This is a genomic window from Streptomyces sp. NPDC088733 (assembly GCF_044751185.1).
Taxonomy (GTDB): Bacteria; Actinomycetota; Actinomycetes; order Streptomycetales; family Streptomycetaceae; genus Actinacidiphila.
On sequence record NZ_JBIVLH010000036.1, the window covers coordinates 1 to 12,603 of the forward strand.

The window sequence follows — 12,603 nt, forward strand, 5'->3', positions numbered from 1 at the left end:
GCACCCCGATCGAGTACGAGCTACTCTCCGCACAAGACACCGTCCCCGCCGCCAGTTAGCCACCGCAGCTGGAACCCAAACTGTGGGGCAGGTCAACCTGTCACCCAACGCTGCACCAGACCCGGGCGAACGGCCAGCCCGCGACAAAGCGTCTGATCTGCACCGGTCCCAACGGTGGCCACGTCTGGCGTACGTCGCTCAATGAGGACCATTGGAAGCCCGCTCTAGCGTCCGTGGGCGTCATCCCGAAGGCGAGGAGCCGGGAGCACACTGCCGCGCGCGAGCACGGCCCTGCGGCACTTCTACGCGTCCGTTCTCCTGGACGCCGGCGAGAGCATCAAAGCCGTGAGCGAGTACCTCGGGCACTCCGACCCGGGACTCACACTGAAGGTGTACGCGCACCTCATGCCAAGCAGCCGGGATCGGGCCCGGAAGGCTCTCGGCATCGCACTCCGGCCGCCGGAGTCCGGGCACTGAAGAAAGGAGCCCCGACCGGCACCAAAGGACGCAGGTCGGGGCTGCATCATGATCTTTGATCTTTGATCTTTCCGGCCTGTGCTGGCCAGCCGACTTAGAGTCTCTCCGCCAACCCACGCCGGTTCGAACTTATTCGAACGCAGTCTCTGCGAAGGAGAGGCCCCCACGCTCACCGAGTGAAAGAACCAGTCGGGGCGAGAGCCGCGGAGCCTGTCGAAGATACTGGCGATACCCAGTGGCTCGAAGCTTAAGGTCGAAGTAGTGACCTTCGATATGCCACTGCGGGTCGTCATACTTGTCTTCCGCGGTGGAGCGTCGAAGATGATCAATGTCGAGACTCATGACCATCCCCTTGAAGTCGAGGTCGCCCTTTACATCCCAAACGTCCTCGAAGACCAGCGTGGACGGCGCGATCCACAAGCTGAAGTGCGTCTCAGGCGGGACCGGATGCACCCAGCGGACGATGTAGTCAATGTCGAGCAGCAGACGCGGCAGTGGTGAGTCATCGGAGGCCCCTGGCTGCACACAGATACCGTGGATGGTGACGTCGTGCCACCCCATCGCGTCGAAGTCGGCGTCGGTCCAGATGCTCTTCGTCAGACCGGATTCCGGGTGAGTGCCTAGCTCATGCATTGCGGCATCCAATCAGAGCCGGCAAGCGCGAACACCAGGCAGATGCCAGCGATAGCACTCTGCCAGCAGCGGACATCCCAGGCGCTGAGGGCCCCAACGGGGCCCAGGCCGTGAAGACGCCCCCGATCCGCGCCATAAGCGCAGGTCGGGGGCGCGGTCTCGATACTTACTTCTTCTTGCCCTGGTTCTTCACGGCCTCGATCGCCGCCGCGGCCGCCTCGGGGTCGAGGTAGCGGCCGCCCGGGGTGACGGGGCGGAAGTCGGCGTCGAGCTCGTAGGCGAGCGGGATGCCGGTGGGGATGTTCAGGCCCGCGATGTCGGCGTCGGAGATGCCGTCGAGGTGCTTGACGAGGGCGCGGAGGCTGTTGCCGTGGGCGGCGACGAGCACGGTGCGGCCGGCGAGGAGGTCCGGGACGATGCCGTCGTACCAGTACGGCAGCATGCGCTCGACGACGTCCTTGAGGCACTCCGTGCGCGGGCGCAGCTCCGGGGGGATGGAGGCGTAGCGCGCGTCGCCGGCCTGCGAGAACTCGCTGTCCTCGGCGATCGGCGGCGGCGGGGTGTCGTAGGAGCGGCGCCAGAGCATGAACTGCTCCTCGCCGAACTCGGCGAGGGTCTGCGCCTTGTCCTTGCCCTGGAGGGCGCCGTAGTGGCGCTCGTTGAGGCGCCAGCTGCGGTGGACGGGGATCCAGTGCCGGTCGGCGGCCTCGAGGGCCAGCTGCGCGGTGCGGATCGCGCGCTTCTGGAGGGAGGTGTGGACGACGTCGGGGAGCAGACCGGCGTCCTGCAGCAGCTCGCCGCCCCGGACCGCCTCCTTCTCGCCCTTCTCGTTGAGGTTGACGTCAACCCATCCGGTGAAGAGGTTCTTCGCGTTCCATTCGCTCTCGCCGTGGCGGAGGAGGATCAGCTTGTACGGAGCATCAGCCATGCCTGGAGTCTAGGAGAAAACCCCTTGGCCCCCCGCGGAGGGCACCGGTAAGCTGCGCAAGCCACCTTGGCCTATTACGCCTACCATCCGCGAGGAGTCGCCGCCGTGCCCGCTGTCGTACGAGCCGTACGGGAGACCGTGTCGGGGCTTCCCCGGACCTTCTGGTGGCTGTGGACCAGCACGCTGATCAACCGGCTCGGCGCCTTCGTGGTGACGTTCCTGGCGCTGTACCTGACCTTGGACCGCGGCTACTCCGCGACCTACGCGGGCCTGGTGGCCTCGCTGTACGGCCTGGGCGGCGCCGTCGGCGCGGTCGTCGGCGGCGTGCTGACCGACCGGGTCGGGCGGCGGTCGACGATGCTGCTGGCGCAGCTCGGCGCCGCGGCCGGCACGGCCGCACTGGCCTACGTCAACGGGCAGGTCGCGATCGCGGCCGTGGCGACCGTGCTCGGCGTGGCGAGCAGCGCCTCGCGGCCCGCGGTGCAGGCGATGATGGCCGACATGGTGCCCGCGAAGGACCGCGTGCGGGCCTTCTCCCTCAACTACTGGGCGATCAACATCGGCTTCGGCGTGTCCTCCGCGGCGGCCGGGCTCATCGCGTCGCAGGGCTACTTCTGGCTGTTCCTCGGCGGCGCCGTGATGACGCTGCTGTGCGCCCTGGTGATCTGGGCGAAGGTCCCGGAGACCATGCCCGCGAGCGGGAACGACACCGCCTCGGCCGCCGCCGGGACGTCACGCGTCGGCCTCGGCATCGTGCTGCGCGACCGGCGCTTCATGGCGTTCGTCGCGCTGACGTTCCTGCTCGGCACGGTCACCCAGCAGGGCTCGACCACGCTGTCCGTCGACATGGGCCGCCAGGGCTTCAGCGCGGGCCAGTACGGCCTGGTCATCGGCCTCAACGGGCTGCTGATCGTGCTGCTGCAGATCCCGCTGACCCGCATGGTCGAGGGCCGCAGCCGGGCGGCGCTGCTCACCGCGGGCACCGTGCTGATGGGCTGGGGCTTCGGGCTCACCGCCTTCGCCGGGTCGGTGGCCTTCTACGCCTTCACCGTGGCGGTGTGGACGATCGGCGAGATCCTGCACGCGCCCGCCTCGATGTCGCTGGTCGCCGACCTCTCCCCGACGCACGCCCGCGGCCGCTACCAGGGCATGTACTCCATCGCCTGGCCGGCCGCGGCCTTCGCCGGACCGCTGCTGGGCGGCGTGGCGCTGGACCGCTGGGGCGGCGGCGTGGCGTGGGGGGCGTGCGCGGTGGTCGGCACCGTGGCGGGCGCCGGGTACTGGCTGCTGCTGCGCGAGCGCACGCAGCAGCACCCCGAGCCCGTCGGCGCGGTGGCGCCGGCCCTGGACCGCGTACCGGGGCCGACGGCCGACCACTAGCCCGGGTCGGCCAGGGGCCTGCGCGGCGCAGAGGGTGTGTCGCACCCTCAGGCGTCCGCCTTGCCGGTGAGGTGGGCGAAGGCCTCCAGGTTGCGCGTCGACTCGCCGCGTGCCGTCCGCCACGCGTGCTCCTTGCGGATCGCCGTCGCGAAGCCCAGCTCCAGAAGGGTGTTGAAGCTGCCGTCCGCGTGCTCCACGACCGCGCCGAGCAGCCGGTCGATCTCCTCGGGGACGACCGCGACGAGCGGCAGCCGGCCCGCGAGATAGACGTCGCCGAGTCCGTCGATGGCGTAACTCACCCCGTACATACGGGTGTTGCGCTCCAGCAGCCAGCGGTAGAACGCTTCGTGGTTCTCGTCGGGGCGGCGCACGACGAAGGCGTTGACGGAGAGGGTGTGCCGGCCGACGGCCAGGGCCACGGTGGTGGACAGCTTGCGCGTGCCGGGCAGCTTGACGACGTACTCACCGGACGCGCCGGTCTCCCAGTCGAGTTCGGCCTCCCTCAGTGCCTGCTCGACCGCCGACCGTGCCGCCGCCTGCTCCCGCTCACCCATGCGGCGATCGTAGGCGACGCCGCCGCTCGGCCATCGCACCCGCGTAGACCTCGGCGGTCCTGCCGGCCGCCGCGCCCCAGCCGAAGCACTCGGCGTGACGGGCCGCGGCCTCGCCCATCGAGTCGACGAGGTGCGGGTGGTCGACGAAGCGGCGCAGCGCGCGGGCGTAGTCGCCCGGTTCGTGGCCGGGCACGAGGAAGCCGGTCTCGCCGTCCTTCACGGCCACCGGCAGGCCGCCGACCCGCGCCGCCACCACCGGTGTGCCACAGGCCTGCGCCTCGATCGCCACCAGTCCGAACGATTCGCTGTACGAGGGCATGACCAGCACCGACGCGGCCCGGTACCAGTCGGCGAGCCGGTCCTGGCCGACCGGCGGCTGGAACCGTACGAGGTCGGAGATGCCGAGCCGGGCCGCCAGCTTGTGCAGCCGCTCCGGCTTCGCCAGGCCGCTGCCGCTCGGGCCGCCGACCACCGGGACGACCAGCCGCTCGCGCAGCGACGGGTCCTCGCCGAGCAGGATCGCCACCGCCCGCAGCAGGACGTCCGGCGCCTTGAGCGGCTGTATCCGACCGGCGAACAGCGGGATCACCGCGTCCTGCGGCAGGCCCAGCCGGGCCCGCGCGGCGGCGCGCCCGCCGGAGCCGCCGAGCGGGTCGGGGCGGAAGCGGTCCAGGTTGACGCCGGGGTGGACGACGGCGACCTTGTGGGGGTCGGCCTCGTAGTGCCGGACGAGTTCGCGGGACTCCTCGGCGGTGTTGGCGATGAGCCGGTCGGCCGCGGTGACGATCTGCGTCTCGCCGATGACCCGGGCCGCGGGTTCGGGCGTGTCGCCCTCGGCCAGGCAGGCGTTCTTGACCTTCGCCATGGTGTGCATCGCGTGCACCAGCGGAACGCCCCAGCGCTCGGAGGCGAGCCAGCCGACGTGCCCGGACAGCCAGTAGTGGGAGTGCACGAGGTCGTAGTGGCCCTGGCGGTGGCTGGCCTCGGCCTGCATCACACCGTGCGTGAAGGCGCACAGCTGGGCCGGCAGGTCCTCCTTGGCCAGGCCCTCGTAGGGGCCCGCGTCCACGTGGCGTACGAGGACGCCCGGGGCGAGCTCCACACAGGGCGGCAGCGCGGCCGTGGTGGCCCGGGTGAAGATCTCCACCTCGATGCCGGAGCCCTCGGCGAGCCGCTTGGCCAGCTCGACGATGTAGACGTTCATCCCGCCCGCGTCGCCGGTGCCCGGCTGGTGGAGCGGGGACGTGTGCACGCTGAGCATCGCCACGCGCCGCGGACGGCGTCCGCCGACGCCGTGCCTGCGCAGCCGGCGGGTCGCACCACCACCCAGGACCCTCGCCACGTACTGGCTCACGTCGCCGTGCCTCCTTGTTGTCCACAGGGCGGGCCGCCGCTCGCGCGCGGTCCGGCCCCGAACCTCTACAACCGGTCAGTAGCCGAGTTCCATTTCCGCTTTGCCAAAGCGTGACACTGGCGGCCGGCCCGGTACGGCGCGAGCGCACCGCACGCCCCGGGAGCCCCTCCAGAGCCGCTGCCCGGCCTGAGGCGTCGCACGCGTCCGCGCCGTCGGGGGCTTTGCGGGGCTCGCATAGGCTCGGCGTATGCGAGCGAGGCGGCCGGTCGGGGAAGTGACGCGGGGGACGACCAATCCGAACCGCCTGCGCCGCATGGACCGGTGGATCGTGGCGGCGCACGGTGCCGCGCTGCGGCGCGCGGAGGATCCGCTCGCCGTGGACCTGGGGTACGGCGCGGCACCGTGGACGGCGCTGGAGCTGATGCGGCGGTTGCGCACGGTCCGCGCGGACGCGGAGGTCGTCGGCATCGAGATCGACCCCGGGCGGGTCGAGGCCGCGGCGCCCTACGCCCGCGAGGGGCTCTCCTTCGCGCACGGCGGTTTCGAGGTGCCGCTGCCCGGCGACCGCAGGCCCGCGCTGATCAGGGCGGCGAACGTGCTGCGGCAGTACGACGAGGCGCGGGTCGCGGAGGTGTGGGACCGGCTGCGGTCCCGGCTCGCCCCGGACGGGCTGCTGGTGGAGGGGACCTGCGACGAGATCGGCCGCCGCCACGTGTGGGTGGCGATCGGCCCGGAGGGCCCGCGCACGGTGACGTTCGCGACCCGGCTGGGTTCCCTGGAACGCCCCTCCGACCTGGCCGAACGCCTCCCGAAGGTGCTGATCCACCGCAATGTTCCGGGCGAGCCGGTGCACGCCTTCCTCACGGACTTCGACCGGGCCTGGGCGGCGGCCGCGCCCTTCGCGTCGCTGGGCGCGCGGCAGCGCTGGATCCGTACGGTCGGGAGCCTGGCCGGCCCCGGCGGCTGGCCGGTGACGGACACCGCGGCGCGCTGGCGGCAGGGCGAGGTGACCGTGCGCTGGGAGGCGCTGGCCCCCGGTTCCGGCTGATCACTGGGGGCGGTGCCGGTGCCCGGCCGCGCGGCGACGGGTGACCTGCGGCGCACGGCCCCGCCGACGTGACGGGGACCACTCGGCGCCTGCCGGGACGTGACGTTGCTCATGTCCGTTTCGCCCCTCGAACGCCGAAATCCCCAGCTCGCAGGCGCATATGACACGGGCGGTTTACCGGCAGGCCCTCCCCCGCGGACATGCGGTACCGCTATGGTCGCCCTTCAGTGAGCCCGGAGCAGGCGGTGGCACCACCGTTCCGGGACGTTGCCCTCGGGGGGAGGGAAGGAATTGCCCGATGTCGGAGATGCCCGCGGCCGAACGGCGGGCCGACCGGTTCGTCACCGTGCCGGGACCGCGCCAGGAAGTACTGCCCGCCGAGGGCCGGACCTCCCCTGCCCTGACGCTGCTCGTCATCGGTGAGGACCCCTCCGGCACCTTCACCGTCCCCGACCTCCTGGACGTCTCGGGAACCCGCGTCCGCATCCGCCGCGCCCGCAACCTGACCGAGGCCGAGCGGCTGCTCCGCGACGACGTCAACTGCATCCTGCTGGACCTCGGCCCGAACACCGCCGCCGGTCTCGACGGGCTGCGGCAGCTGCTGCGGCTGGCCCCGCACACCGCCGTGCTCGTCCTCACCACGGGCACTGACACCGAACGCGCCGCCGAGGCGGTCCGCGTCGGCGCCCAGGACCAGCTCACCCCCGCCGACCTGGAGCCCTCCCACCTGACCCGGGCCATCCGCTACGCGGTGGAACGCAAGCGTGCCGACGTCGCGCAGCGCCAGCTCACCGAGACCCGGCTGCTCGCCCAGGAGAACTCCCGGCTGGAGCGCGGCCTGCTGCCGACCCCGCTGCTGCACGGCGCCGACCTGCGCTTCGCGGCCCACTACCGGCCCGGCCGCAGCCGCGCCCTGCTCGGCGGCGACTTCTACGACACCGTGCGCACCCCCGACGGCACCGTGCACGCCATGATCGGCGACGTCTGCGGCCACGGCCCCGACGAGGCCGCCCTGGGCGTGGAACTGCGCATCGCGTGGCGCGCGCTGACCTTCGCCGGACTCTGCGGCGACGCGCTGCTCCGCACGCTTCAGCAGGTGCTGGAGCACGAGCGGCCCGACGAGGAGATCTTCGCGACCCTCTGCCAGGTCGACATCGCCGCGGACGGCCGCTCCGCCGACCTCTATCTGGCCGGCCACCCCGCCCCGCTGGTGTCGCTGTCCGGGATGGCCCCGCAGCTGCTGCCGTACGAGCACGGCGGCCCGGCGCTCGGCCTGCTGCCCGGCGCGTCGGGCTGGGAGCGCGCGCGGATCGAGCTCGGCGAGGCGTGGAGCCTGATGCTCTACACGGACGGGCTCATCGAGGGCCGCGTCGGCCGGGGCCCGCAGCGGCTCGGCCAGGAGGGCATGGTCGAGCTGATCGGGCGGCAGCTGGCCGCCGGGCTGACCGGCGAGGAACTACTGGACGCCGCGGTCACCGAGGTGCGGGAGCTCAACGGCGAGGAGCTGACGGACGACGTGGCGCTGCTGCTGCTGGAGTCCGGCGCCTGACCGGCACCGGACTCAGCGGATTCAGCCGGCTCAGCGGGTTCAGCGGTTGAAGGGCCCGTACGGCCCGTCACTGCTGCTGCCGCCGCGGCGCCGGGGGCCGCCCTTGCCCGCGACTTCGCGGAGCTTCGGCCGCACGTCCACCATGTAGACGATCACCGCGATCAGACCGAAGACCGGCAGGAACGACAGGATCGAGAAGATCTTCATCACCACCGCGGCGAGCGCGAGGACGATCAGCCAGAACGCCTTGGTCTTCTTGTCGGCGGCGCGGTAGGCGTCCTGGCGATGAATCGCGGCGTCGACCAGCGCGAAGAGCGCGAGCAGGAAGAGCGCCCAGGACAGTAGTCCCAGTACGCCCAGGAAACCTGTGACCAGCATTGCGGTCCACCTCCGTCGTCGGCTCCCACCGTACCCGGCCGGGCACGGCGGGGGCGCCCCCCTGTGCGAAGCGCCATGGGGTCATGGGGAGGGCCGGGCACGCGATGCGTGCCCGGCCCTCCGGATGCGCGGGTGTGCGCGGGTGCGCGGGCCTCAGGAGGCCGGCTTGCCCGGGGCGCTCTTGCGGGCGGCCGGGGCCGGCTTCTTGGCCGCCGGGGCCTTCTTCGCGGCGGCGGAACGGTCGTCGGCCGGGGCCGGCGCCGGGGCGGGCACGGAGTTGTTCTGCACGGGGGCCGGCGCCGGGGCGGGCTGCGCGGCAGCCGGACGCGGCTGCGGCTGCGGCTCGCCCTCGATCGCGACCGCGATGTCCTCGACCTGGTCGGCGGCCTCGCCGCGCCAGGTCGCGACCGCGCCCTTGCCGCGCTCGGCCAGGCCGTCGTAGGTCTCCTTGGCGCGGACCGCGTACTCGGCGGCGCGGCCCACCTGCTGGAGCGCGAAGTCCTGGGCGGAGTCACGCAGCTTGCGCAGGTCGGTGTCAATGCTGCCGAAGAGCTCGTTGACCTTGGCCTGCGCCCGGTTCTGCGCGCCCTTGGCCTGCGCCGTCACCTTCTCCTGCACGGCCTTGGCGTCGGTGCCGCGGATCTTCTCGATCCGGTCGGGGGCCTCGCTGCGGATCTTCTCGATCAGCGGCTGGACCTCCTTCAGCTTCTCGGCCGCGAGATCGGCGGTGCCGGCCAGCGCGTAGAGCGGGGTCGGGTCCTTGAGGGTCTTGACGAGGTCGTCGGTGATCGCCATGAGGGTTCTCCCGTATGAGGTGGTGGCGTGTACGTCTGTTGAGTCCGCCGGTCACTCGGCGGCCGCGGCGTCGCCGCCGCCCCCGTCGTCCGGTCCGGCGGTCGCCTTCGGCTTCAGCACGGCGGCAGCCTGGTGCGCCGCCGCCTCCTTCGCCGCGCGCTCGTGCGGCGCGGCGGACTGCTCGTCCTGAGCTTCCTCCACCACGGCGCTCTCCCTGCGGAACGACTCGTAGATCTGCAGCAGGACCTGCTTCTGCTTCTCGTTGATCGCCGTGTCGGCCAGGATGGCGGTACGGACCTCCCGGCCGTCGCCCTGGTCCCGCTCGTCGAGGATCCCCGCCTGCACATACAGGGTCTCGGCGGAGATGCGCAGCGCCTTCGCCAGTTGCTGCAGGATGTCGGCACTGGGCTTGCGCAGCCCGCGCTCGATCTGGCTGAGGTACGGGTTGGACACCCCCGCGGCGTCGGCGAGCTGGCGCAGCGAGAGCTTCGCGTTGCGGCGCTGCTCCCGCAGATACTCACCGAGGTTGCCGACGTTCAGTGAAGCCATGTCTTCGAGCATGCCCCGCGGTGCTAACTTTTGCAAGCAGAGTGCTTGCAAAAGTCTCGTTAAGGGGATGTGACGGCCGTCGCAGGCCGGGCCTTCCGGGATCTGTCCGGCGGCGCCGCGAGCGTGATAGTCATGGAATTGACTGATCAATCTCATGAATGGGGCCCGGGCCCCGGAAGGCGGCAGGCCCATGACGACCACCACCACGGACCGCTTCCGCACCGCCGTGGAGACCGGTGACCTCGCCGTCCTCGACGACCTCTTCACCGACGACATCCGGTTCTACAGCCCGGTGACCTTCACCCCCTTCGAGGGCAAGCAGATGGTGCTCGGCCTCTTCGGCGTCCTGCTGCGCACGTTCGAGGGCTTCCATTACATCGGCCGCTTCGACGGCACCTCGGCCACCAGCGGCGACGGGGACGAGGCGCCCTCGGAGATCCTGCTCTTCCGCGCCACTGTGGACGGCAAGGACATCCACGGCATCGACCTCCTCCACTTCGACGACGCCGGCCGCATCAAGGAGTTCACCGTCATGGTCCGCCCTCAGTCCGCCGTGCAGACCCTCGGCAAGGCCGTCTTCGCCGGCCTCGTCGCCGCCGGCCTCGCCCCCGCCCCGGCGGACCGCCCGACCGCGCCGTGACCGCCGCTTCCTGGCGGCTCCAGTCCGGGCACGGGGTCCGGCTGGAGTGGGGGCCCGAGGGCGCGCGGCGGCTGGGACCCGAGGTCGCGGGCCTGGTCGTGGTGGACGTGCTGTCGTTCACCACCGCGGTGTCGGTGGCCGTGGAGGGCGGGACCCGGGTGCATCCGTACGCCTGGCGGGACGCGTCGGCGCGGGAGTACGCGGACCGCGTGGGCGCCCCGCTGGCGGTGGGGCGGCGGGAGGTGACCGCGGAACAGCCGTGGTCGCTCTCCCCGGCCGCGCTGCGGAGGGCGCCGCACACGGGACGGCTGGTACTGCCGTCGCCGAACGGTTCGGCCATCGCCGCGGCGGCCGGTGAGGGCTCGACGGTGATCGCGGGCTGCCTGCGCAACGCCGCGGCGGTCGGCACCTGGCTCGCCCGGCAGGGATACGGGACCCCCGAACGGCCGGTCGCCGTGGTCCCCGCCGGGGAGCGGTGGCCGGACGGAAGCCTGCGCCCGGCGCTGGAGGACCTGCTCGGGGCCGGGGCGGTCGCTGCCGCGCTGTGCGCCCGGGCACCGTGGGCCGCACCGTCCCCGGAAGCGGGCGCGGCCGCGGTGCTGTGGACCGCCACCCCCGACCCGGCCGCGGCGGTCGCCGCGTGCGCCTCGGGCCGGGAACTGGCCGAGGGCGGCTTCCCCGAGGACGTCGCCGTCGCCACCGAGATCGACGCCTCCGCCGCCGTTCCCCTGCTGTCCGACGGCGCCTTCGGCATTGCGGACCGGAACTGACCGCAATGCTCCGTACCGTCGAAGACGCAAGCGAAGCCGGGAACACCGGCGAACGACGGACAAGGGGTGCACGATGCCGACGGTGGTTCGCAACGAGACGGACGAGCGGGACGCGCTGCTGGCCTACCTGGAGTCGCAGCGCGCCGGTGTGCGCCGGGCGGTGCTGGGGCTGGACGACGAGCAGGCCGCGTCGCGGCCGAGCGCGAGCGAGCTGAACCTCGCCGGGCTGGTCAAGCACGTCGCCCGCACCGAGGAGACCTGGGTGCAGGGCCTGCTGCTCGGCCGCGCGGAGAAGGCGGGCACCCGCGAGGACTACGTCAACGGCTTCCGCCTGCTGGAGGGCGAGACCCTCGCCGGCTGGCTGGACGCCTGGTCGGCGATCGCCCGCGAGACCGAGGCGGCCGTCCTGGCCCTCCCCGACCTGGAGGGAACGGTCGCCCTGCCGGACGCGCCGTGGAACCCGCCGGGCATGAAGGTCAGCGCCCGCTGGATCCTGCTCCACCTCATCGAGGAGACCGCCCGGCACGCCGGGCACGCGGACATCGTCCGCGAGTCCCTGGACGGCCGGACGGCCTTCGAACTGGTCGACCTCGCGGCCCGCGAGGGCCGGCCGATGGGCTGACCGGCCGGCGGATCAGTCCCCGGGGGCCAGCGGCTGCTGCAGTTCCGTCACCCAGGTGTCGGGGTGGCCGCCGGCCTCCAGGTACAGCTCGCGCGGGTAGCCGGTGGAGCGGTGGCCGTGGGCGTCGATCCAGCGGGCGAGCGTCTGCTCGGTGCGCAGGACGTCGTCCATGGACCCGCGGTGCACGATCGTCGCGGCGCTCCCGATCGCCGGCAGGTCCACGACCGCGAAGTCGTACCCGGCGTCCGGCTCCACGTCCACCTGGAGCCCCGCGTGCACCACGACCGCGCCCTCGCCGCCGGGCGCCTCCTCGTAATGGGCGACACTCGGTCCCACCGGCCGCACCCCCGCCGCTTCCAGCCGGCGGCACAGCTCGCCGTACAGCGGCTGGATCACCGGGCCGATCTGCGCCGGCTCGAACCCGGCCGCCGTGGCGGTGAGTTCGGCCAGCCGCACGGCGGGCACCCGCTTGACGACCACGTCGTCGGAATCCATTCGTCCCTCGCTCTCGATGATCCGCAGCCTCGCCTCGACCCCGGCCAGCCGTGCCGCGTCCGCGGCCATGGCCGCCGCGAGCTCGGCGCGGCGCAACCGCAGCATGCCGCGCAGCTCGTCGGCGCCGACCTCCTCGTCGAGGATCGACCGCACCTGTTCGAGGGTGAAGCCGAGGTCCTTGAGCGCGATGATCCGGTTGAGCCGGGCGAGCTGCCCCGCGGCGTACGAGCGGTAGCCGCTGGCGGGGTCGACACGGTCCGGGCGCAGCAGTCCGACCGCGTCGTAATGACGCAGCATGCGAACCGACACGCGGCCGTGCCTGGCGAAGTCTCCGATGCCGAACATGACGCCTCCCAGTGCAGGGCCTCACACGGTGTGAGGGTCAAGAGCGGCCCGGACGAACGCCGATGCCCCGGCCGCGCGGCCGGGGC

General features: G+C 72.5%; 14 protein-coding genes and 1 pseudogene. 7 read left to right on the forward strand and 8 right to left on the reverse strand.

The window, feature by feature from the left end; all coding sequences use genetic code 11:
* Nucleotides 1-107: 107 nt before the first annotated feature.
* Nucleotides 108-477, forward strand: a pseudogene (locus tag ACIP64_RS38015) (tyrosine-type recombinase/integrase); the annotation flags it as partial.
* A gap of 129 nt (nt 478-606) precedes the next feature.
* On the opposite strand, the gene ACIP64_RS38020 reads toward ACIP64_RS38015, so the two are convergent.
* Nucleotides 607-1,110 carry a hypothetical protein gene (locus ACIP64_RS38020; RefSeq protein ID WP_401596474.1) on the reverse strand — a complete coding sequence of 168 codons (504 nt, stop codon included), beginning with the start codon at nt 1,108-1,110 and terminating at the stop codon, nt 607-609.
* A 166-nt stretch (nt 1,111-1,276) separates the two neighbouring features.
* Nucleotides 1,277-2,038 (reverse strand): phosphoglyceromutase, encoded by a 762-nt coding sequence (locus tag ACIP64_RS38025; protein ID WP_401596477.1) that lies wholly within the window; start codon nt 2,036-2,038, stop codon nt 1,277-1,279.
* 105 nt (nt 2,039-2,143) lie between these two features.
* On the opposite strand from ACIP64_RS38025, the gene ACIP64_RS38030 reads away from it, so the two are divergent.
* Nucleotides 2,144-3,418, forward strand: coding sequence for an MDR family MFS transporter (locus ACIP64_RS38030; RefSeq protein WP_401596479.1), 1,275 nt, complete (start codon nt 2,144-2,146; stop codon nt 3,416-3,418).
* Between the two features lie 47 nt (nt 3,419-3,465).
* On the opposite strand, the gene ACIP64_RS38035 is transcribed toward ACIP64_RS38030, so the two are convergent.
* Together ACIP64_RS38035 and mshA are read right to left on the reverse strand one after the other, a co-directional pair.
* Nucleotides 3,466-3,972, reverse strand: a complete 507-nt coding sequence (locus tag ACIP64_RS38035; RefSeq protein ID WP_401596482.1) for a YbjN domain-containing protein — start codon at nt 3,970-3,972, stop codon at nt 3,466-3,468.
* A complete protein-coding gene (gene mshA / locus ACIP64_RS38040) occupies nt 3,965-5,326 on the reverse strand; it encodes a D-inositol-3-phosphate glycosyltransferase (RefSeq protein WP_401596484.1) in 1,362 nt (453 codons plus the stop codon). Before mshA ends, ACIP64_RS38035 begins: the two co-directional genes overlap by 8 nt.
* Before the next feature lie 247 nt (nt 5,327-5,573).
* Between mshA and ACIP64_RS38045 the strand changes: the two genes are divergently transcribed.
* Together ACIP64_RS38045 and ACIP64_RS38050 are read left to right on the forward strand one after the other, a co-directional pair.
* Nucleotides 5,574-6,374 (forward strand): class I SAM-dependent methyltransferase, encoded by an 801-nt coding sequence (locus ACIP64_RS38045; protein WP_401596486.1) that lies wholly within the window; start codon nt 5,574-5,576, stop codon nt 6,372-6,374.
* A gap of 298 nt (nt 6,375-6,672) precedes the next feature.
* On the forward strand, nt 6,673-7,923 hold the full coding sequence (locus tag ACIP64_RS38050) for a PP2C family protein-serine/threonine phosphatase (protein WP_401596488.1): 1,251 nt from the start codon (nt 6,673-6,675) through the stop codon (nt 7,921-7,923).
* A 39-nt stretch (nt 7,924-7,962) separates the two neighbouring features.
* Here the strand turns inward: ACIP64_RS38050 and ACIP64_RS38055 are convergent, their stop codons facing one another.
* From ACIP64_RS38055 to ACIP64_RS38065, 3 genes are all read right to left on the reverse strand, one after another.
* Complete coding sequence (locus tag ACIP64_RS38055) at nt 7,963-8,301, reverse strand: DUF2516 family protein (RefSeq protein WP_401596491.1); 339 nt, start codon at nt 8,299-8,301, stop codon at nt 7,963-7,965.
* Between the two features lie 153 nt (nt 8,302-8,454).
* Complete coding sequence (locus tag ACIP64_RS38060) at nt 8,455-9,096, reverse strand: hypothetical protein (protein WP_401596493.1); 642 nt, start codon at nt 9,094-9,096, stop codon at nt 8,455-8,457.
* Nucleotides 9,097-9,147: 51 nt separating this feature from the next.
* Nucleotides 9,148-9,645, reverse strand: coding sequence for a helix-turn-helix domain-containing protein (locus tag ACIP64_RS38065; RefSeq protein ID WP_401596496.1), 498 nt, complete (start codon nt 9,643-9,645; stop codon nt 9,148-9,150).
* A 190-nt stretch (nt 9,646-9,835) separates the two neighbouring features.
* On the opposite strand from ACIP64_RS38065, the gene ACIP64_RS38070 reads away from it, so the two are divergent.
* The 3 genes from ACIP64_RS38070 (at nt 9,836) to ACIP64_RS38080 (ending at nt 11,677) form a co-directional block, all read left to right on the forward strand.
* The gene (locus ACIP64_RS38070; RefSeq protein ID WP_401596498.1) at nt 9,836-10,285 is read left to right on the forward strand and encodes a nuclear transport factor 2 family protein; all 450 of its coding nucleotides are present in this window, start codon (nt 9,836-9,838) and stop codon (nt 10,283-10,285) included.
* Complete coding sequence (locus tag ACIP64_RS38075) at nt 10,282-11,055, forward strand: 2-phosphosulfolactate phosphatase (protein ID WP_401596501.1); 774 nt, start codon at nt 10,282-10,284, stop codon at nt 11,053-11,055. Before ACIP64_RS38070 ends, ACIP64_RS38075 begins: the two co-directional genes overlap by 4 nt.
* Before the next feature lie 73 nt (nt 11,056-11,128).
* Nucleotides 11,129-11,677 (forward strand): DinB family protein, encoded by a 549-nt coding sequence (locus ACIP64_RS38080; protein ID WP_401596503.1) that lies wholly within the window; start codon nt 11,129-11,131, stop codon nt 11,675-11,677.
* 12 nt (nt 11,678-11,689) lie between these two features.
* On the opposite strand, the gene ACIP64_RS38085 is transcribed toward ACIP64_RS38080, so the two are convergent.
* A complete protein-coding gene (locus tag ACIP64_RS38085; RefSeq protein ID WP_401596505.1) occupies nt 11,690-12,517 on the reverse strand; it encodes a MerR family transcriptional regulator in 828 nt (275 codons plus the stop codon).
* Nucleotides 12,518-12,603 lie beyond the last annotated feature (86 nt).

Bases quoted from the DNA above. Each gene is read 5' to 3' on its own strand.
- ACIP64_RS38020 (WP_401596474.1), bottom strand. From the start codon at position 1,110: ATGCATGAGCTAGGCACTCACCCGGAATCCGGTCTGACGAAGAGCATC.
- ACIP64_RS38025 (WP_401596477.1), bottom strand. From the start codon at position 2,038: ATGGCTGATGCTCCGTACAAGCTGATCCTCCTCCGCCACGGCGAGAGC.
- ACIP64_RS38035 (WP_401596482.1), bottom strand. From the start codon at position 3,972: ATGGGTGAGCGGGAGCAGGCGGCGGCACGGTCGGCGGTCGAGCAGGCA.
- ACIP64_RS38045 (WP_401596486.1), top strand. From the start codon at position 5,574: ATGCGAGCGAGGCGGCCGGTCGGGGAAGTGACGCGGGGGACGACCAAT.
- ACIP64_RS38050 (WP_401596488.1), top strand. From the start codon at position 6,673: ATGTCGGAGATGCCCGCGGCCGAACGGCGGGCCGACCGGTTCGTCACC.
- ACIP64_RS38055 (WP_401596491.1), bottom strand. From the start codon at position 8,301: ATGCTGGTCACAGGTTTCCTGGGCGTACTGGGACTACTGTCCTGGGCG.
- ACIP64_RS38060 (WP_401596493.1), bottom strand. From the start codon at position 9,096: ATGGCGATCACCGACGACCTCGTCAAGACCCTCAAGGACCCGACCCCG.
- ACIP64_RS38065 (WP_401596496.1), bottom strand. From the start codon at position 9,645: ATGGCTTCACTGAACGTCGGCAACCTCGGTGAGTATCTGCGGGAGCAG.
- ACIP64_RS38070 (WP_401596498.1), top strand. From the start codon at position 9,836: ATGACGACCACCACCACGGACCGCTTCCGCACCGCCGTGGAGACCGGT.
- ACIP64_RS38080 (WP_401596503.1), top strand. From the start codon at position 11,129: ATGCCGACGGTGGTTCGCAACGAGACGGACGAGCGGGACGCGCTGCTG.
- ACIP64_RS38085 (WP_401596505.1), bottom strand. From the start codon at position 12,517: ATGTTCGGCATCGGAGACTTCGCCAGGCACGGCCGCGTGTCGGTTCGC.